Annotated in this window: 17 protein-coding genes and 1 pseudogene; 12 read left to right on the top strand and 6 right to left on the bottom strand. The window is 71.4% G+C overall.

Annotation, left to right across the window (positions count from 1 at the left end; genetic code table 11):
* Positions 1-58: 58 nt before the first annotated feature.
* Complete coding sequence (locus ACFZBD_RS06340) at positions 59-985, top strand: LysR substrate-binding domain-containing protein (RefSeq protein WP_391136387.1); 927 nt, start codon at positions 59-61, stop codon at positions 983-985.
* Positions 982-1,143 (top strand): hypothetical protein, encoded by a 162-nt coding sequence (locus ACFZBD_RS06335; RefSeq protein WP_391136385.1) that lies wholly within the window; start codon positions 982-984, stop codon positions 1,141-1,143. The genes ACFZBD_RS06340 and ACFZBD_RS06335 overlap by 4 nt, the downstream gene beginning before the upstream one ends.
* Before the next feature lie 203 nt (positions 1,144-1,346).
* Here the strand turns inward: ACFZBD_RS06335 and ACFZBD_RS06330 are convergent, their stop codons facing one another.
* Positions 1,347-2,000 carry a hypothetical protein gene (locus ACFZBD_RS06330; RefSeq protein WP_391136382.1) on the bottom strand — a complete coding sequence of 218 codons (654 nt, stop codon included), beginning with the start codon at positions 1,998-2,000 and terminating at the stop codon, positions 1,347-1,349.
* Between the two features lie 213 nt (positions 2,001-2,213).
* Between ACFZBD_RS06330 and ACFZBD_RS06325 the strand changes: the two genes are divergently transcribed.
* Positions 2,214-2,348, top strand: coding sequence for a DUF6188 family protein (locus ACFZBD_RS06325; protein ID WP_391138489.1), 135 nt, complete (start codon positions 2,214-2,216; stop codon positions 2,346-2,348).
* A 900-nt stretch (positions 2,349-3,248) separates the two neighbouring features.
* Here the strand turns inward: ACFZBD_RS06325 and ACFZBD_RS06320 are convergent.
* Positions 3,249-4,229: a hypothetical protein gene (locus ACFZBD_RS06320; protein WP_391136380.1), complete on the bottom strand. Its 981-nt coding sequence runs from the start codon at positions 4,227-4,229 to the stop codon at positions 3,249-3,251.
* A gap of 82 nt (positions 4,230-4,311) precedes the next feature.
* Positions 4,312-4,729: pseudogene (locus ACFZBD_RS06315) on the bottom strand (transposase); the annotation flags it as partial.
* A 2,237-nt stretch (positions 4,730-6,966) separates the two neighbouring features.
* Here ACFZBD_RS06315 and ACFZBD_RS06310 point away from each other — a divergent pair.
* From ACFZBD_RS06310 to ACFZBD_RS06300, 3 genes are all read left to right on the top strand, one after another.
* The gene (locus ACFZBD_RS06310) at positions 6,967-7,806 is read left to right on the top strand and encodes a PQQ-binding-like beta-propeller repeat protein (protein WP_391136377.1); all 840 of its coding nucleotides are present in this window, start codon (positions 6,967-6,969) and stop codon (positions 7,804-7,806) included.
* Between the two features lie 128 nt (positions 7,807-7,934).
* Positions 7,935-8,687 (top strand): hypothetical protein, encoded by a 753-nt coding sequence (locus ACFZBD_RS06305; protein ID WP_391136374.1) that lies wholly within the window; start codon positions 7,935-7,937, stop codon positions 8,685-8,687.
* Positions 8,688-8,905: 218 nt separating this feature from the next.
* Positions 8,906-10,309, top strand: a complete 1,404-nt coding sequence (locus ACFZBD_RS06300) for a carbohydrate-binding protein (protein WP_391136371.1) — start codon at positions 8,906-8,908, stop codon at positions 10,307-10,309.
* A 109-nt stretch (positions 10,310-10,418) separates the two neighbouring features.
* Here ACFZBD_RS06300 and ACFZBD_RS06295 read toward each other — a convergent pair whose 3' ends face one another.
* Positions 10,419-11,381, bottom strand: a complete 963-nt coding sequence (locus ACFZBD_RS06295; protein WP_391136368.1) for a DUF5937 family protein — start codon at positions 11,379-11,381, stop codon at positions 10,419-10,421.
* A gap of 67 nt (positions 11,382-11,448) precedes the next feature.
* Here ACFZBD_RS06295 and ACFZBD_RS06290 point away from each other — a divergent pair, with 67 nt between their 5' ends.
* The 4 genes from ACFZBD_RS06290 (at position 11,449) to ACFZBD_RS06275 (ending at position 14,646) form a co-directional block, all read left to right on the top strand.
* On the top strand, positions 11,449-12,306 hold the full coding sequence (locus ACFZBD_RS06290; RefSeq protein ID WP_391136365.1) for an alpha/beta fold hydrolase: 858 nt from the start codon (positions 11,449-11,451) through the stop codon (positions 12,304-12,306).
* 116 nt (positions 12,307-12,422) lie between these two features.
* Positions 12,423-12,725, top strand: a complete 303-nt coding sequence (locus tag ACFZBD_RS06285) for a metalloregulator ArsR/SmtB family transcription factor (protein ID WP_391136362.1) — start codon at positions 12,423-12,425, stop codon at positions 12,723-12,725.
* The gene (locus tag ACFZBD_RS06280; protein ID WP_391136359.1) at positions 12,722-13,114 is read left to right on the top strand and encodes a VOC family protein; all 393 of its coding nucleotides are present in this window, start codon (positions 12,722-12,724) and stop codon (positions 13,112-13,114) included. The genes ACFZBD_RS06285 and ACFZBD_RS06280 overlap by 4 nt, the downstream gene beginning before the upstream one ends.
* Positions 13,115-13,230: 116 nt before the next feature.
* A complete protein-coding gene (locus ACFZBD_RS06275) occupies positions 13,231-14,646 on the top strand; it encodes an amidase (RefSeq protein ID WP_391136356.1) in 1,416 nt (471 codons plus the stop codon).
* A 43-nt stretch (positions 14,647-14,689) separates the two neighbouring features.
* Here ACFZBD_RS06275 and ACFZBD_RS06270 read toward each other — a convergent pair whose 3' ends face one another.
* A complete protein-coding gene (locus ACFZBD_RS06270; RefSeq protein WP_391136353.1) occupies positions 14,690-15,817 on the bottom strand; it encodes an AsnC family transcriptional regulator in 1,128 nt (375 codons plus the stop codon).
* Positions 15,818-15,921: 104 nt separating this feature from the next.
* Here ACFZBD_RS06270 and ACFZBD_RS06265 point away from each other — a divergent pair, with 104 nt between their 5' ends.
* Together ACFZBD_RS06265 and ACFZBD_RS06260 are read left to right on the top strand one after the other, a co-directional pair.
* Complete coding sequence (locus ACFZBD_RS06265) at positions 15,922-16,311, top strand: VOC family protein (protein WP_391136350.1); 390 nt, start codon at positions 15,922-15,924, stop codon at positions 16,309-16,311.
* Positions 16,312-16,479: 168 nt separating this feature from the next.
* On the top strand, positions 16,480-17,013 hold the full coding sequence (locus ACFZBD_RS06260; protein ID WP_391136347.1) for a hypothetical protein: 534 nt from the start codon (positions 16,480-16,482) through the stop codon (positions 17,011-17,013).
* Positions 17,014-17,045: 32 nt separating this feature from the next.
* Here the strand turns inward: ACFZBD_RS06260 and ACFZBD_RS06255 are convergent, their stop codons facing one another.
* On the bottom strand, positions 17,046-18,659 hold the full coding sequence (locus tag ACFZBD_RS06255) for an FAD-linked oxidase C-terminal domain-containing protein (protein WP_391136345.1): 1,614 nt from the start codon (positions 18,657-18,659) through the stop codon (positions 17,046-17,048).
* Positions 18,660-18,724 lie beyond the last annotated feature (65 nt).

Below are 18,724 nucleotides of genomic sequence, written 5' to 3'. Positions count from 1 at the left end.
ATCGTCCGACCGCGCATTTGGTCTGGACCTATGGGGGGAGCGGGGTCAAGCTCTGCGTATGGATTTGGAGCTGCGGCACCTCAAGACGATCCGGGCCATCGCGGAGGCCGGCAGTCTCACCCGCGCCGCCACCGCGCTCGGCCTGGCGCAGCCCGCGCTCAGTGCCCAGCTCAAACGGATCGAGCGGGCGCTCGGCGGGGTGCTGTTCGAGCGCGGACGGGAGGGGGTGCGGGCCACCGCCCTCGGCGACCTGGTGCTCGACCGGGCCCGGGTGGTGCTCCCCGCCGTCTGCGAACTGCAGGAGGAGGCGGTGCGGTTCGCCCGGGACGGGGCGGACGGCTACCGCCTCGGCGGCACGCACGGACCGCTGCTCGGCGGGCTGGTCGACCGGCTCGCGCGGACCGAGCCCGAGGCGTCGGTCAGCACGCACACGTCCTGGTCGGAACGGGAGATCGCGCGGGGAGTGGCCGTGGGGCGGCTCGACTTCGCCCTCCTCGGGGTCTGCGGCGAGAGCGGCCCCTTCGACGCGGACCGGCTGGCCTGGGCGGAGGTCGCGCGCGATCCGGTGTACGTGATGCTTCCCACCGCCCACCCGCTGGCCCGCAGGACCGAACTCCCGCTGGCCGAACTGGCCGGGGAGGCGTGGACCGACGTGCCGGGTGACGGCTGCTTCGGGGACTGCTTCGCCGCCGCGTGCGTACGGGCGGGCTTCACCCCGGCCCGGGTCTACGAGACGGACACCGCGTCCTGCGTCCACCTGGTGCAAGTCGGCCGCGCCGTCGGCCTCTGCCGCGCCACCTTCCCCGCCACCCCCGGCCTCGTGACCCGCCCGCTGGCCGGGGCCCCGCTCGTCTGGCGCCACCTGCTGGGCTGGCACCCCGAAGGCCGCGCGGCCGGCCGGGCCCCCACCGTCCTCCAGCACGCCCGGGACGCCCATAGCGAGGCACTGACCCGCAGCGCGGGCCGTGCGACCGGCGCGAAGTGACTTTTCCCGCCGACGCCAGCCTGCTCACGGGCGACGCCGTGCACGGTTCGGCCGATAGACCTTGCGATGACGCCGGTCGTGTGGAGGGCTCGGGCGAGCTGGCAGCAGGTCTGGTGGAAGCGGGCCTCGATCTGCGCGGCGAGGGGCCCGATGACTGAATCCCAGTCGGCGAGGTCGGTCGGCTCGTCGTACCAAAGTCCGAGTTCGGCGATCCACTCCTGGCGAGCTGTGGCCCCCCGGCGGGGTGGCTGGTCAGGTCGCCGACCAGTCAGCTCGTTCTGGATCCAGAAAGCGTAGTGCCAGCGGGTTCCTGCCTGGTCAGAGGCGTCCTGGATGCTACGTCGGGCCTTGTCGGCCAGAGTCATGAGTCCCACTGGTCGCAGTATTCGATGTGGATCTCGCGCGCGTTGCCGAGAATGCCGTCGTTGGAGTGGAGCTCGGTGCAGAAGTGCGGGTAGCTCGGATGGACGGGGACGTATCCGGGGCCGTTTCGGGCGACGTCGAAGAAGTGCCGGGCGGAGTCCTTGAACACCTTCGCGCTTCCGGTCATGAACAGGGTCTCGGCATGGAGATGCTGGTGGAACAGATCCCGGTTCTCCTTGTAGTGCCGTGCCTCGTGATCAATCACGGCTTCGTCGGTGTGCCCTGGGCCGGGCAGCGTCACGGTCTGCTGACGCCCGCGGCCGAGCCGTCCTCGTATTTCCTTCCAGCGTGAGGGGGCGAACTGGAGCGAGTGGTGCAGCAGCACGAGATCAAGCTGCCGTGTGCTGTCTTCTGGCAGCTCGCGGGAGGGGCCACGATTCCCCCGCATCGGCAGATGGACCAGCGAGCGCGGTGAAGAGGCAGCGAGCTTCCATAGCCCACCCATTCGCTGGGCGGCGTCCTGACCGAGATAGGTGTCCAGGTGCCGATCGTGGTCGATGAGCACGGCGTGGACCAGGGGCTGGGCTGGTCGGATGACCTTGAATTCCGTGGATCCGAGCCGTGCTTGATGGATGGTGATGGGTAGCTTCATTGGTTCTCCGGGACGCGCATCGGCGGCGTAAGAGGTCCAGTCGCCGGCTGATGCATTCTGCCATTGACGGCTACTTGGATGCGGACGCCGAGTACCCGGGCGAGGACGGCGGCGGGCAGTTCAGCGGCGAGGGTGAACAGTGCGGTGGAGCGGTTCTTCTGAGGCGGATTCCGATCTTGTGGAAACGCTGGCCGTTCCGCGAGGCTCGGCGGCCTGTCCATCGACTTTGACGACGGCACTCGACTCAGCAGCAATCCAGACCCTGACTACGAGTCCTGGAGCCTCACCGGCTCAGGACTCGAACCAGTGCTGACAGGCCCAGGCGGCGAAACCGACTGGCAGCACTGACCGTTTCACCTGTCTGGCAACGATCCTGCAATCCGCCCCAGGCGGAGGGGCCGGGCGCCGTCGAGGTATTCAGCCCGCCCCGCTGACCGCTCCCCGCGACCTGCCGGCTACCCGGCGGGGAGCTGGCGGGCCAGGTCGGAGGGGAGCTGCCCGGCGACCTGACCCAGGGGCGTGGGTCGAGCGTTTCCAGCAGGCTCATGTACCCGACAGCAGCCCGCGCCTCCTAGGCGTCAGGCGGGGCTGGTGGGGCTCGTCGAGGCAGTCGCCGGGCACCGGCTCGTCAGTCTCCACACAGGGATCAACCCCGGGCGACGACGTCAGGACACGCCCCTGACTCAGGAGACTCGCGTTGCGGGAGGCCATCCTCGGCTTCGGCATCTCGTGCACCGTCGCGTCGCCGCTGGAGCTCTCGCCGCGGGACTTCTTCGCCTTCGCCACCGACTCTTGGGGCAGGACGTCGCAGACCAGCTCCCAGAGGCTCGGGCTCGTTGTTGGGCACCCGGCGCGTAAGCACCTTCGTCCCGTCCGTGTCGATCACCGTGCGATGCGAGGCCTTGCCGGTGCCCGTCCCCGCACAGAGCTCGGGCACCCGAGCCTCCCTCGTCGATCGGTTGACTGGGCCCTGCAGACGACCACGCCGACGTGTCCTTACGAAGCGATCTTGGTTCGTTCCACCCAATGAGTGGCCGTCTCGTCGCGGGGCACTAGGCGGCCGATCAGCTAAAGCCACACCTACGCCATGAGCGCGCTAAAGCCCCCGCCCAGGCCCCTGGGTCTCCCGATCGTACGAAGGACCGGAATCAGCCCGTCAACAGGTAAGGAGCGCCGTAGTGGGCACCGATGGACAACTACGGTGCTCTGCCCGACAGCGCTGCCTGGATCAGTGGCAACTCCGTCCTTTCAACCTCTTAGTTGCGGCGGTGCGGGAGCCAAGGGAACGCGCGACCAGCGGACGGGGTTGCCCTCGGGGCCCCCGGTGAGCCAGGAGCCGTTGCCGAGAGGCACCACTTCGTACGGGTTGGTCGTCTCGACGGCGATCTCGCCCTCGAGCGTGCCTGTGCGCACGTTGATCAGGTGGTACCGGAACCACTCCTCCTCGTTCTGGTCCGCACCGCCCAAGGTGACAACGGCCAGGTCCGGAGTCAGGTAGCCGCCGCTCCATTCCACGAACGTCTCCTCCGGGTCGTACCCAAAGGCTTCGACAGGCACGGTGAAGAGCACGTCTCCGCTGGGGTGTTGGTGGAAGGCAACATCCGCTTGGCCGTGGTCGACAGTCATGAACTGCTCCCCATCCGGCGAAAGGTCAACAAGGCACCGGTCACCCCACGGGTAGGCCACGAATTCCGGCTCGCCGCCGGTACCGGTCGTAGCTCTGAGAGTGACGGAGCCGTCCTGGCCCTCACCGATGTCGAGGTAGATACTGCCGTCCACCGGGTGCACGTGGTGGACGGCACCGTGCCCTGCTGTGTCCAGCTCGCTGCAAGCAATCACCGCCCCGCTGTCGGCTTCGTACATGACCCACCGGTCCCCGCCCCCACGTCCTGCCATCGCATCGGGCCGGTAGACCCACACACTTCGGCCGTCCAGCGACAGTGCACAGCCAGGACGGTGGCCGTGGGGCTGATCCGAGTGCGGTTCGAAGGTCGATGTCCACACCAGGTCACCAGCCCGTGTGAGGCATACGACGTTATGCAGCGTCGTGTACACGACGCGCTCCAGATTGGGCCAGACCGCTGACTCCACGACCTCGTCGCCGGGCCGGGGGTGGAACACCGTGACGGGCTCCAGCGTGCCCGGTGTTTCGGACGTCGTCGTAAAGTACGCATGGATCGCCCCGTCGCGATGGCGCGTGATCACCTTCGGAGGCAGCACAGGAATCATGCGCCGAGGCTAACGCCCAAATCGAACTGCCTGACAGGCAGGATCGGGCTTACGCGACAAACAATCGGACTAGCCGATCGTTTCAGATTGCGGCACGGAGCCGTCTCAAGTAGATGATGCTGCAGGCGAGTTCGAGGAGGCCCTGGTGCAGGTCGGCTCATATCTCGTACCGGTTGCGGAGGCGCTTGGCCTGTAAGGCCAGGCGAAGGCGCCTTCTACCACCCAGTGGGTCTTGCCCAGTCCGGAGCCGTGCGGGGTGCCGCGTCGGGCGATCTTCGGGGAATCCCTCGGCTGCGCAGGAGTCGGCGGTACTTGTCGAAGTCGTAGCCGCGGTCGGCGAACAGCGGCCGGGGGCGATGGCGGCGACGGCCGCGCAGGCCGCGGATGCAGGGAATGGCATCCAGTAGCCGCATGAGCTGGGTGTCATCGTGCCGGTTCTCACCGGTCAGCGACACCGTGAGCGGGATGCTGTGCCGGTCGACGATCAGGTGATGTGGCTGCCGGCGCCTCCAGGAGCGCGAATCATATTCCTCGCTCTGGTGTGTCACGGCCGCCGCCTCTTTTGACGCGGCGGGGGTGGCCCCTTCCGGGCTCCGGCCGCATGTTAGTGGGCGCGGATTGCGGTGGAGTCAACCGAGACGTCACAGTCGATCCCACCGGCGGCATCGGCCTGGGCCTGCATGCGCTGAAGCAACCGTTCCCAGGTTCCGTCGGCGCAGCGCCGATGCCGTTCGTAGACGGTCTTCCACGGCCTACAGCGTTCAGGCACGTCACGCTACTGCACCCCAGTCCGTACGTGGGGCAGGATGCCGTTGACCACCTGGCGATGATCATGTCACCGCCCACATCGGTTATTGCCTGTCGCAGAAGCGGCTCCAGTCGTCGCCACTCCGCCTCTGTCAGATCCCCCCCGGCGAGTCATACAAGAGCCGATAAATCAGTGGGAGGCGTGGGTGCGGTCAGCACCTGCGATGCCACCACGCCAACTCCGGGTCTGCCATCGACTCGTGATGCGTTCGCCCAAGGAGCACCATGTCCAGGCGCTCCACCTGCACCCGTAGTTCGCCGGCGGCCCCTGACGGAAGCATGTACAGAGCGTCTCGCAGCTTGTCCCGGGCCCACCCCGCACCGCAGCACGGACAGGTGAACTCAGCCTCCCATTGCCTCCACCGGCGCTTGGTGCCGTGGACACGCACGGACCACACACTCAGCGCCACTGCCACGATGCCCGGAGACAATCGCTCCCGTTCGAGGACACGGACGGCGGCATTCGCCGCTCCCGACAAACCTGGGACATCGCGATACCGCACCCAGGGTCTTCCCCAGCCGCGTTCCCGCGACCGAAGTGAAGCTGGTGTTCTACGCGGCACGGCCCCTTCGGATGCAAGTCATGGATGGCATCCTCCCACAGTCCAAGATCGGCCGGACAGAACATAGTACGGTTCCTCGAGTGGATGATCAGCGTCTTCAGGATGGAGCGGGTCTCCAACTGGGCAGCGAGCAGGCTGCCGTGCGTGACGCCGCCATGGCCGAGAGGGCCCCGCAGGAGAGGACCGTGTTCGCGTGCGCTGCCTGCGGCGCTGTGCTGACAGGGCCGTTGAAGCGTCTGCCGGCGATGCCGGAGGCTCCCGACTACGCCTGGTGGGAGGCGGAGGAAATGGGGCCGTCGCCGGCCACTGTGCCGTCCGGCTGCTACGCGATCGAGACGGAACCGTACGGCCCGCCTCTCGTCGTTGCCGAGGTACCCGGCCCGGTGATGCCACGGCACGGAACTCGCTACAACAGCGACGGGCAGCCACTGGTCTCGCAGGGGCCACAAGGCAATATCGTCATGAACCCGGACGACTGCCGCGGGTTGACGACGCGGCACGCCTCCGCCGCCTGCTGCGGAGCGACCCCCGATGGGGGACTGAATCAGATCTGCGCGTGCGGGACGCTAGTCGCGACCCTCTGCTCTGACTGCTGCCTGCCCTATGAGCTGCACCTCTCGCCTGACCACGTGCGGGCTTTGTCATCTGCCCCGCATCCGGACGCGACGGTCACTACCGCGCAGGAGACGCTCGCCGGTCTAACCCAAGGCGGCCTGACCCTCTGCAAAAGCGATAAAGGCCGTGCCGCGACGGCGGCCGGCGACCGCGAGGCTCTGCGCAGGCTGCCGGGCCGCTGCCGGCCCTGCGTGCCCGTGAGGCAGACTGACCTGTGCGCACGTACGCGTACGCGAGTCAGCCCACCATGGGTTCCGGATCGCCTGGCCGCGCGCGGATCCCTACGATGGGCGGGGCCGCCTGGCGCACAGACCTCCTGCGGCGCCTGCGGGTGAGGATGCCGCCGGGGGCGGCGGACACGCTGTGTTTGGGGTGCCGTTCGGGGCTGATCTTGCATGACCGTTAGACCCTGCGTCCAAGGCGTGCTCGGCAACGGGCCGTTCGCCGAGCTGGGGCACCCGGAAGTGGCCATCGCCGACGATCACTCACTGTTGGTCGCTGCCGGTTGGGACCTTGGGGATCTCCACTGGAGCGGCAGTCCGACCGCAGACTGGACGTGGACTGGGTACCGCATAGGGATCTACCAGCGGGACAGCCTGCGATGCCTGCAACTGGTCCGATCTCAGTACCCCGTGCGGTCTCTCGCCTTTCACCCCGCATTGCCCCTGCTGGCTGTCGGAACGGGACGCTACGACGGTGGTCACTCTTAGGATGGTGAACTGCTGCTCATCCGCCTGGATGCCGGCACCATCGTGTCCGCATTGCCGTCCGGGCGGGAAGTTCTCACGGTCGAATGGCTCAGCCGGACGGAACTGCGTCTACTCCTCGCGCCATGCGACGACTCGAGCAACCCGCTCGCGCACGAGCAAGGGCATGCAGCCGTTGTCACGCGCACCGACCGGTACGACGTCGGACAGGGGGCCATCACCTCCAAGGAACTGGCCGCACCTGCAGAGCCGGTTGTCCGGTTGGACCACAGTCGTGAGGCACGCCGCCTCCTGGCGGATCTTGCCGCGGCGGCTGGTCAACGCTGGTACGCACGTCGACGGGTATGGGATGTCAAGGGGCTGGAGGACGGCCGGGTGCTGGCCGCTCTCGACGGGACCCTGGTGGAGGTGGGGCCCCGGCGCCCGTACGCCTTGGTCGCCACTGATCCGGACGAGCGTCAGGACACGTGGGTCACCGCCTTGGGAGCCGGTGGGACACGGTGCCGGCTCCTTCCCCACTCCTGGGAGCCAGCGGAACACTATTGCGGCGGTCCGGCGGTCGAGGTCGGACGGTCCCTGGTGTACGCCGGCACCGCGCACCCTGGACGTGAGTCGCAACCCGGTGGCGTCTACGTCGTTCGACGATTCCTGAGCGGCGCCCGGCAGTGGGAACACCGCTCCGATCACCCTGCCATCCATACCGACGGCGAAACGGTCTGCGTGGCCTACAGCTCCGGTGCCCTCGCGGCGCTGGACGCCGACGACGGCTCGCTGCTCTGGCGCACGAATATCGAGGTTGATGGCGTGCCCACGGTTGCCCTGTCGCTTGCCGTTGTGCCCCGAGACCATTTGCTCGTGGGGACCGTCGACGGCCGAATCCTGTAGTACGCGGTCGGGCTCTGATCCGGTCGCCACGCACACGGACCGCTGTGGGCGCGGCAGTGTCCCCCGGCCGGAGGGAAGAACGGAATACCGCGCAGGTAGCTCCCTCTTGGACTAGTCATACTTCCCGAGTGGAGAAGCGAGCTGGGGAGGCGGCGCGGCGCTGGCTGGCCGATCAGGGTGTCATTCAGGTGCGCGACGGGTGGGTGAGCGACGAGAAACCGGACGTGGTGCTCACGGCCGGCCAGGTGGCGCACTCCTATGCCGCCGATGTGTTCGCCGAGGACGTGGGGGCTGCCGACCAGGTTCAGCTGGCCTTCGGACTGCTGGACCTCCTCGACGAATACTGGGTCACCTATGAGATCCGAATCGCGGACGACAGTGAGGAAGGCCCCCTGCCGGCCGACGCGCTGTGGAACGGCTACCGGCAGCGGTTGGAGGCGGAGTCGGACGCCGAGACCGTCACCTACTCACTGTGGGTGGACTGGTTCGAGGACCACACAACCTCGGACACGGCCTTCGCCGAGGTACTCGGCAGAGACATCGAGCGCGTCGTGGCCGACCGGTCGGAACCCCTGATCCGGCGAGCCCGTCGTGTCCTGGAGTGCTCAGGCCCGGTGCGCTGGGCCGTGAAGGAGCCGACGTACCGCACCGCCATGCGGATCCCTGCCCTGCACCATGCCGTCTTCAGGGGCCTTCTGACGAGCTTCCACGACCTCTACGGCGATCTGGAGCCGGTCGCCGCGCTGGCTCTCCTTGACCAATTGGACCTGCCGACGAACACCCAGCACCGCGCCGAACTGCACCATGTGCTCACCGCGGGGCACAGGAACCACTACCGGAGCTCCGGCGCCTGGGAGACTGCGGTGCGCTCCTGCTTCTGAGTCGGGGCTGGCGTGCCACAGGAACACCGGCCATGCCGATTCCGCTGGCTACGGTGCAACGGAAGATGCGATCGCGGAACGTGCGCCCGCGTGACTCGGGATCGGGGCGAGCGACGGAGCCATAACGCGGTGCCAGGGGAGGAACGGCATCTGCCGCGCGCCTCCCGTCCTCCCTACGGTTCCGGCAGAACCCCCACCGAGACCGAGGAGACATCCCCATGCTCCGACGACACGCGCGCACGGCGTGTACCGCCCTGGTCGCCGCCGGCTTGATGCTGGCCGGCCTCCAGGCCGGGTCCGCCACGGCCGCGCCGCCGCCGAGACCGCACGACACCGGGGCCGCCGCCCCGGGCCAGGGACAAGAAGCCGGCGTCCGGTCCGCCGCGGAAGCGCTCGGCGCCGGCTCCGCCCGGCCGGAGCTCCTTCGCGCCCTGGAGCGGGACCTCGGCCTGACACCCGCTCAGGCCCGGGCCCGGCTCGCCAACGAAGCCGAGGCGGGGGCGACCGCCGCCGGGCTCCGCCAGGCACTGGGCACCGCGTTCGCCGGGGCGTGGGTCGACGGCGCCGAGGCCGGCCGCCTGACCGTGGCCACCACCCGGGCGGCGGACGCGGCCGCGATACGGGCGGCCGGGGCCGAAGCCCGGCTCGTGACGCGCGGCCTGGCCGACCTCGAACGGGCCAGGGCGTCCCTGGACCGCGCGGCGACCGCCGCGACCCCGGTCCGCTATGTCGACGTCCGCGCCAACCTCCTGGTCATGGAAGAGGTCCGGCCCGGAGCCGGCGCGCGCCTCCTCGCGGACACCGGTGTGCGCCGGGACCTCGTACGGGTCGTCGGTGCCTCCGCCGCACCCCGCCCGCTGTACGACATCCGAGGCGGCGACGCGTACTACATGGGCGGTGGAGGCCGCTGCTCCGTCGGCTTCGCCGTCACCCGGGGCACCACGCAGGGCTTCGCGACCGCCGGCCACTGCGGCCGCGCCGGCACCAGCACCAGCGGATACAACCAGGTCGCCCAGGGCAGCTTCCAGGGCTCCGTCTTCCCCGGCAACGACATGGCCTGGGTCGCCACCAACGCCAACTGGACCGCCACGCCGTACGTCAAGGGCTCCGGCGGGGCGAACACCCAGGTCACCGGGTCCGTCCTGCAGCCCGTCGGCGCGTCGGTGTGCCGCTCGGGGTCGACCACCGGCTGGCACTGCGGCACGATCCAACAGCACAACACCAGCGTCACCTACCCCGAGGGCACCATCTCGGGCGTGACCCGCACGACCGTCTGCGCCGAGCCCGGCGACTCCGGCGGCGCGTACATCTCGGGCAGCCAGGCGCAGGGGGTGACCTCCGGCGGATCCGGAAACTGCTCCAGCGGAGGCACGACCTTCTTCCAGCCGCTGAACCCGCTGCTGCAGAACTACGGCCTGACGCTGAAGACCACCGGTACCGATCCCGGTCCCGGCCCGGGGCCCGGCGAGCCGGAGCCGGGCGGCACCTGGGCGGCCGGCAAGGTCTACGCGGCGGGGGCCGTCGTCACGTACGGCGGCGCGAGCTACCGCTGCCTCCAGGGCCACCAGGCCCGGACCGGGTGGGAACCGCCCGTGGTCCCCGCCCTGTGGCAGCGCGTCTGACGGTGACCGAAGCCCGCCGTGGCGGGACCCGGACCCCGGGCCCCGCCACCGGGCCCCGCCACCGGGTCCTGCCACCGGGGCGCGCCCGCCGAGGGCCGGTCCGGCACCGTCAGGGGCCGCCGCCCAGCAGGTGGGTCGCCCGTTCCGTGCGCAGGTGGAGGGCGGTGCGGCCGCTGCGCTGCGTCGACACCAGGCCCGCCCCGCGGAGCGCGCCGAGGTGCTGGGAGACCGCGCTCGGGGTGATGCCGAGGCGGCCGGCCAGGGCGGGCGTCGTCAGGGGTTCGGCCAGGGCGGTGAGCAGAGCCGTCCGCGTACGGCCGAGGACCGGGGCGAGGCCCGCCAGGGTCGGTGGGGGCGCCTCCCAGAGCAGTCCGACGCCGACCGCCGGGTAGCGGATCGACGCGGCCGCGACCGGTGCCTTGTCGACGCCCACGTGCGGCCAGTTGAAGACGCTGGGCAGCAGGACCAGGCCGTGCCCGCGGGTGTCCACCGTGTGCGCCGGGTGTCCGGTGCGCCGGCCGTGCACCACCAACTGGTCGCCGTCCCAGGCGATGTCCGGGTGCAGCTCGGCGAACAGGGCCTGCACCCCGCCGTCCACGAGCGTGAGCGCCCGCCGGCCGAGGTCGGCTTCCAGCACCGCGCGCATCCGCTCCCACTGGGGCGCGATCAGCGCGTCGTGGCAGCGGCGCAGCGCCTCCGCCAGCCGGGGCAGCACCGCCGCCGGTTCGGGGGTCTCCTCGGCGGACAGACCCAGGACCGCGCCGTACTCCCGCCGAAAGAAGCCCTCTTCCGTCGCCCGTAGCCGCTCCAGCTCCGCCTCCGCCGACGGCAGCCGCTCGGCCGGCACCGGGAAGAGGAACGAGGGCATCGGCCCGGCGATGAGCGCTCGCAGCAGCGGCAGGTCACGCTCGTCCGCGAGCGTCGGACGCGCCCGGCGCGCCCACGGCCGATGGACGGCGTGGCCGCCCGTGCCCAGGAGGATCCGCAGCGCCAGCACCGTCTCGCCCAGCGGCGAGAGGGCGAACCGCACCTTCGCGACCGCCTCCGCCGTGAACCTGATCCCGACCGCCATCCCACCCCGTCATGTAGCTGTGGCTCAACGATAGGCCGGTCGCGCGGCCTCGCCCAGGCTGGCCCGCATGGAACTCTTCACCGCGTACGACGGAACCGAACTCGCCTGCCACGTGCGCGGCGAGGGCCCCGCCCTGCTCTGCCTGCCCGGCGGGCCGATGCAGGACTCCGTCTATCTCGGCGACCTTGGCGGCCTGACCGCCCACCGTCGGCTGATCATGCCGGACCTGCGGGGCACCGGGCGTTCCGCGCGGCCGGCGGACCCGGGGACGTACCGCTGCGACCGGCTCGTCGACGACGTGGAAGCCCTGCGCGCCCACCTCGGGCTCGACCGGATGGACGTCCTCGCGCATTCGGCCGGCGCGAACCTGGCGGCGCTCTACGCGAGCCGTCACCCGGAGCGCGTCGACCGGCTCCTGCTGATCACGCCGAGCGTCATGGCCGCCGGGGTGACGATCACGGGCGAGGACCGGCTCCGGGCCGCACGGCTCCGCGAGGGCGAGCCGTGGTTCCCGCGCGCGTTCGCCGCTCTGGAGTCGATCGTGGCCGGTCGGGCGGCCGCCGACGCCTGGGAGGCGGTCGCACCGTTCTGGTACGGACGCTGGGACGCGGCGGCGGCCGCCCATCGGGCCGCCGAGGACGGGCAGCGGAACGCCGAGGCCGCGGCGGTCTTCGCTTCCGACGGGGCCTTCGACCCGGACGCCACCCGCGCGGCGCTCGGGCGCCTCGCGTCGCCGGTGCTGGTCCTCGCGGGCGAGGCGGACCCGGCGGCCCCTCCCCGGGCCCTGGCCGAGCTCGTCGCCCTCTTCCCGTACGCGGAGCCGGCCGTCCAGCCGAAGGCCGGTCACTTCCCGTGGCTCGACGACCCGGAGCGGTTCGTGGCGACGATCACCGCCTTCCTGGCGCGGGCCGACGCCGACCGCTGACGCCGCCGATCCGGGCGTGGCGTCGGTCGGTGCGGCGGGGAGGCGGAGGGCGACGGGCCGGGACGCGCCGCGCTCCCGACTTGATAGGCAAGTGAATGTTTGCCTATCGTGGAGTCGTGGCCGACGACGTGTTCAAAGCCCTGGCCGACCCGACCCGTCGCACCATCCTCGACGAGCTGACCGAGAAGTCCGGGCAGACACTGTTCGAGATCTGCTCGCGACTGACCATGAAGCACCGGCTCGGCCTCTCGCGCCAGGCGATCTCCCAGCACCTCGCCGTGCTGGAGGCCGCCGGGCTCGTCGAAACCAGGCGGGAGGGCCGCTACAAATTCCACGACCTCAACACGGCCCCGCTGCGCCGGATCACCGAGCGGTGGCTCAAGACCGACGTACCCGGACCGGAAGAGAGCACCCCATGAGAATCCATATGACCAGCGTCTTCGTCGACGACCAGGCCAAGGCCCTGCGCTTCTACACCGAGATCCTCGGCTTCGTGAAGAAGTACGACGTCCCGATCGGCGAGAAGGACCGGTGGCTGACCGTCGTCTCGCCCGAGAACCCCGGCGGCACCGAGCTCCTGCTGGAGCCCGTCGGCCACCCGGTCGCCAAGATCTACCGCGACACGCTCGTCGCGGACGGCATCCCGCTCGCCCAGTTCGCCGTCGACGACGTGACAGCGGAGTACGAGCGCCTGAGCGGCCTCGGCGTGCGCTTCCTCCAGGAGCCTCAGGAGATGGGCCCCGTCACCACCGCCGTCTTCGACGACACCTGCGGCAACCTCATCCAGATCGCCACACAGCCGGAGTAGTCCGGCACGCCGATCGGCAGTTCACCCGTACACCTGAACGGCCGCGTCCCCGCGTGTTACCTATGGGTAAGTCATGGTGACGAGAGACGATCGACACGGCTGGGGCTGAGAAGACGGTGACGACTTTCGAGGAACGGACCACGGTGCACGCCTTCCGGGACGACGCCCTGGGGGAGCACGACGCCGTCGGTCTCGCCGAGGCGATCCGCCGGGGCGAGGTCGGCGCCGCCGAGGCGGCCCGGGACGCCGCCGAGCGGGTGCGGAGTGTGGAGGAGCGCCTCCACGCCGTCCAGACCCACGTCGACGCCCCGGCGCCCGCCCAGGGAGCGGGCGGCGTCTTCTCCGGCGTGCCGACCTTCGTCAAGGACAACACCGACTTTCTCGGCCTGCCCACCGGCCACGGCAGCGCGGCCTTCACCCCGAAGGCCGCGCGCCGGCACGCGCCGTTCGCCCGGCAGCTCCTGAGCAGCGGCGTCACCGTCCTCGGCAAGACCCGGCTGCCGGAGTTCGGGTTCAGCCCGACGACGGAGTACGAGGGCGCCGAGCCGGTCCGCAACCCGTGGAACACCGGTTATTCGGCCGGTGGTTCGTCGGGCGGCAGCGCCGCGCTCGTCGCCGCCGGAGCGGTGCCGATCGCGCACGCCAACGACGGCGGCGGCTCGATCCGCATTCCCGCCGCCTGCTGCGGACTCGTCGGCCTCAAGCCGACCCGGGGTCGGGTCGTGCCGAACGCGCAGAGCCGGCAGCTTCCGCTCGACATCGTCACCGACGGCATCGTCAGCCGCTCCGTGCGGGACACCGCCGCCTTCCTCGCCGCCGCCGAGACCCACTGGCGCAATCCGAAGCTGCCGCCCCTGGGCCTGGTCGAAGGGCCCTCGCAGCGACGGCTGCGCATCGGGTTCCTCGTCGACTCCCCGAACGGCGTCCCCACCGACGCCGCCACCCGGGCGGCGGTCACGGAGACCGTCACGACGCTCGAACGGCTCGGGCACACCGTGGAACCCGTCGAGCTGGACCTGGACTCCCGCTTCACCGAGGACTTCCTCGTCTACTGGGGCATGCTGTCCTTCCTCCTCGGCGTCACCGGCCGCACCCTCGGCGCCGATTTCGACCGCCGCCGCATGGACGGCCTCAGCCGGGGACTGCGCGAGGCGTACGTGCGGGAGTGGCGGCGCACCCCCGGCGTGCTGCGGAGGCTGAAGCGTACGAGCCAGGCGTACGCGGCGGCGTTCCGCGGGCTCGACCTCGTGCTGACCCCCGTGCTCGCCCACACCACGCCGCCGATCGGCCACCTCGGACCGGACGTCCCCTACGCGACGCTCATCGAGCGGATCCTCGCCTATGTGGCGTTCACGCCGGTCAACAACGTCGTCGGCAATCCGTCGCTCTCCCTGCCCGCCCCGGGCGCCACGGAAGACGGGCTGCCCGTCGGCGTCCTGTTCTCCGGCCGCCCCGGCAAGGAGCGGACGCTCCTTGAGCTCGCCTTCGAGCTGGAGGCCGACCGGCCCTTCCGACGCATCCAAGACGTGTGACCCGCGCCGCGACACTCCACGCGGAGCCGTCGCGGCGCGGCCGTCACCTCCCGCGGGCGGGTGGGGAGGCGGCCGGTCGCCGCGCCGGCGACACGGAACGACGAGGGCGCTCCGCCGCCGGCAGGAGGAGCGGCCCCGCCCGCTTGGCGCGGCGCTGGACGAGGGCGGTCTCCACCCGGCCGATGCCCGGCAGCGCCGCCAGGTCGCCCGCCAGGTAGGCGTAGAGGGCGGCCGTGTCACGGCACTGGACCATGGCGAAGACCGACGCCCGGCCCGTCGTGACGGCGGCGAAGGCGACCGCGGTGTGCCGGGACAGCGCCTCGGTCACCTCGGCCATCGCGGCCGGCGCCACCTCCAGCCACAGCAGCGCCTCCACCGGGAAACCGAAGTGGGACGGGCTCACGTCCACTTCGAAGTGCAGCACCCCGGCGGCCCGCAGGCCGGCCACGCGGCGGCGCACGGTCGAGGCCGACCATCCGGTGACGGCGGCCAGCCGTGCCACCTCCGCCCGGCCGTCCAGCGCCAGTTCGCCCGCCAGCCGCGCCTCCGCCTCACCCCAGGAGCCGGGAGCCTCACCCGGGCCGGTCGCCTCACTGCCGCCGGAAGGCTCACGCGAGTCTGTTCCGCCGCCGGGGCTTGGCCCGTCGCCGAGGGCCGGTGCTTCGGCCGAGCCGAGGAGGGCTGCCCGTTCGGACGCGTCCAGCGCGCTCGTACGGCCCGTCCAGCCGCCGACCCCGGCGACCGGACGCAGCACGCAGCCGGCCTCGACGTCCCGGATCCCCGGCGTCCGGAGCAGATCGTCGAAGAGTCCGCGTCCGTCCGCCGATCCGGCGCCGGGGGTGCGGACCATGCACGTCAGCCGCGTCCCGCCGGCGAGCGGGGCGATCCACGACGTGTCGTCCCGCTGCGCGAGGGCCGCGGTCAGCGCGTCGGCGGCGTCCGGCGCGCAGTCGATACGGACGAACCAGTCGAGCATCCCGATCCGCCCGCTGTCGACCAGCCCGACCACCCGCACCACCAGGGCCGACCGCAGCCGGTGGTAGCGGCGGGCGGCGGTCCGCTCCGGGACCCCCAGGACGGCGCCGATCCTGCTGAACGAGGCCCGCCCGTCGATCTGCAGAGCGTGGATCAGACGACGGTCCAGCACGTCGAGCGTGACGGATCGCGTCACCAGGTCCCCCTCCGATGTCCGATCCCGTGCATCCCGGGGACTGTACAGCGCGCGGGGGAGCACCGGGCAGGACGCTGGCGGCGACCACCGCAGAAAGGCAGATCATGTTGACCGTCCTTCCCATCAGATACGTGGCCGACGTCGAAGCGTCCCGGGACTTCTACGCCGGTCTTGGGCTGACGTTCCGGCAGGAGCCCGGAGCCGCCGTCTGGGTCCGGCTGGCCGCCGGGGGCGGCGCCGTCGGGATCCACGCCGCCGCCGTCTCGAAGGGGCGGCGGCCGGGGGCCACCGAACTGGGCTTCACGACCGACGAGCCGCTGGAGGAGGTGGCGAAGCGTCTCGAACGCGACGGCTACCCCTACGAGCTCTTCGAGGAGGACTTCGGCCACAGCATCCGGGTGACCGACCCGGACGGGGTCGTCGTGCAGATCCAGCACATCGACCCGGACACCGTGCGGAGGTCGGCCGCGGCCCTGGCCGGCGACTCCGTCTGACCGGCGGGCGAGGGGGATCCCCCTGGTACGGCCCCGCCCCCCTCGCCCGCCCCTCCCGCCCACCCCGTACCCACCGGTCGCGGAGCCCCGACACCTCGGCGAGCCCGTCGGCACCTCCACGCCGCGGGTCCGACCGCCGCCCCTTCGTCATCGCAGGAAGACCTCGACATGGAACCGCTCGTCACACTCGTCGCCGTCACCGGCCTGCTGCTGCTCGCCGGGGCGACACACGTCCCATGGGCCGCCCGCCTCCGCGGGCCGGTCGTCGCCCTGCGGGGCGGGCTGGCCGCCATGTTCACCCTCACCGCGGGCGCGCACTTCGTCGGCATGCGCGACGAACTGATCGCCATGGTGCCGCCCGCCCTGCCCGCGCCGGGCCTCCTCGTCACCCTGACCGGCATCGCCGAACTCGGCTGCGCCCTGGCCTTGTTGTGGTCCCGGACCGCCCGGGCGTCGGCCGCCGTGCTCACCGCGATGCTGATCGGGATGTTCCCCGCCAATGTGTACGCCGCCGGCGGCGACGTGCCCTGGTGGGACGAGCTCGGCCCGCGCACGGCCACGCAGCTCGTCTTCCTCGCGGCCACCGTCACCGTCCTCGTCCGCCACCGCCATCGCCACCGCCCTCGCCGGACGGTCGCGGCGACGGCGGCGGAACCCCCGGCCGGCACTGCGCCGCCCGCCCCGGGCCGGAACACCCCCTGAGGGACCTCACGGTCAAACGGGGTGACGGGGGGTCAGGCGGGGCGCAGGGGATCGATGAGGGCGCCGGGGTTGAGGATGCCCGCCGGGTCCAGGGTCGCCTTGCCGGCGCGGAGCGCGGCGGCGAACAGGTCCGGGCGCTGCCGGTCGTACCACGGTCGGTGGTCGCGGCCCACCGCGTGGTGGTGCGTGATGGTGGCCCCGGACGTGATCAGGGCGTCGGAGACCGCCGCCTTGATCTCGTCCCACTGCTCCACCGTCCTGCCCCAGACACCGGTGGCATAGATCCCGAAGTACGGCGCGGGTCCATCGGGATAGACGTGGGTGAAGCGGCAGGTGACCACGCCCGTGGCGCCGACCTGCCGCATGGCGTCGTGGGCCGCCTCCTCGACGGCCGCCCGCACGCCGTCGAACCGGTCCCAGGTGCAGGCCGTCTCGAAGGTCTCCACGATCATGCTCTGCGCGGCGAGCGCGTCGCGCTGGTACGGCATCCGCAGGAACGACGCCCGCCAGGTGTCCGCGGCCCCGCCGTGCGCGGAGCCGCCGGCCGCGTCGGTGTGGCGCGGCGGTTCGGACAGGGAGCCGCCGTGGTCACGGCAGAGCTCCACGGCCCGGTCCATCCGGGCGGTGACCGGGTGATCCGCGGACTCGAAGCCGAGCACCAGCACGGACGTCGGGGAGCCGGCGTTGACGAACGCCTCCACCGGGTCCAGGAGACGGCAGTTCGAGGGATGGAGCCCCGACTGGGACAGCGCGCGGACCGCCCGCACGCCGTCGGCCGGGTCCGCGAAGGCCACGGACGCCCCGGCGCGCCACCGCGGGCGGTCCTGGAGCCGTACCCACGCCTGGGTGATGACCCCGAGGGACCCTTCGGAGCCGAGGAACATCCGGTCGGGGGAAGGGCCCGCGCCCGAGGCGGGCAGCCGGCGCGACTCGACGACGCCGGCGGGCGTGACGACCCGGAGCGACTCGGTGAGGTCGTCGATATGCGTGAGCACCGTCGAGAAGTGGCCTCCGGCGCGGGTGGCCAGCCAGCCGCCGAGCGTGGAGAACTCGAAGGACTGCGGGAAGAACCGCAGGGTGTAGCCCTCCGGCCGCAGCCGGTCCTCCAGGGCCGGACCGAGCACCCCGGCCTGGACCAGCGCGGCCCGGCTGGTGCGGTCCACCTCCAGGACCCGGTCCATCGACGTGAGGTCCAGGCTGACCGTACCGGCGTAGTCGCCGCCCACGCGCGGCTCGACCCCGCCGACGACCGACGTGCCGCCCCCGAAGGGGATCACGGCGATGCCGGCGTCGCCGCACCAGTCGAGCACCTGGACGACCTCGGCCTCGGAGGTGGGGCGGACGACGAGGTCGGGCACGTGCGGCAGCCGGCCCAGCAACGCCCGGACCACGTCGCGGAACGCCTGCCCGTGGCTGTGTGCCAGCCGGTCGCGCGCGTTCTCGGAGACGAGCGGTGCCAACGCCGGGGGAGCCACGACCTTGCCGGGTGCGATGGCGAACGACTCGACCGGCGGCGCCTCGTGCACGGTCAGGTCCGCGCCCGGCAGCAGCTCGGCGACCCTGCGGGTGAGCGCCTCCCGCTCCCGGCCCACCACCGCGTCCTCGACCCTGCCCCAACCCCACCACGAGCGCGTCGTGCTCTGCATCGTCCGAAACCACCGATCTGAACGAAGGGTAAATTACCTCCGGGTAAGATTGCATAGGATGAGGG

The sequence above is a fragment of the Streptomyces sp. NPDC008121 genome, assembly GCF_042957155.1.
Classification (GTDB): domain Bacteria; phylum Actinomycetota; class Actinomycetes; order Streptomycetales; family Streptomycetaceae; genus Streptomyces.
This window is presented reverse-complemented; position numbering and strand designations above follow the sequence as displayed.

Coding starts and splice junctions, on each gene's coding strand:
- ACFZBD_RS06290 (WP_391136365.1), top strand. CDS start 11,449: ATGGAACTCTTCACCGCGTACGACGGAACCGAACTCGCCTGCCACGTG.
- ACFZBD_RS06300 (WP_391136371.1), top strand. CDS start 8,906: ATGCTCCGACGACACGCGCGCACGGCGTGTACCGCCCTGGTCGCCGCC.
- ACFZBD_RS06320 (WP_391136380.1), bottom strand. CDS start 4,229: ATGATTCCTGTGCTGCCTCCGAAGGTGATCACGCGCCATCGCGACGGG.
- ACFZBD_RS06330 (WP_391136382.1), bottom strand. CDS start 2,000: ATGAAGCTACCCATCACCATCCATCAAGCACGGCTCGGATCCACGGAA.
- ACFZBD_RS06340 (WP_391136387.1), top strand. CDS start 59: ATGGATTTGGAGCTGCGGCACCTCAAGACGATCCGGGCCATCGCGGAG.
- ACFZBD_RS06255 (WP_391136345.1), bottom strand. CDS start 18,659: ATGCAGAGCACGACGCGCTCGTGGTGGGGTTGGGGCAGGGTCGAGGAC.
- ACFZBD_RS06295 (WP_391136368.1), bottom strand. CDS start 11,381: ATGGCGGTCGGGATCAGGTTCACGGCGGAGGCGGTCGCGAAGGTGCGG.
- ACFZBD_RS06265 (WP_391136350.1), top strand. CDS start 15,922: ATGTTGACCGTCCTTCCCATCAGATACGTGGCCGACGTCGAAGCGTCC.
- ACFZBD_RS06260 (WP_391136347.1), top strand. CDS start 16,480: ATGGAACCGCTCGTCACACTCGTCGCCGTCACCGGCCTGCTGCTGCTC.
- ACFZBD_RS06280 (WP_391136359.1), top strand. CDS start 12,722: ATGAGAATCCATATGACCAGCGTCTTCGTCGACGACCAGGCCAAGGCC.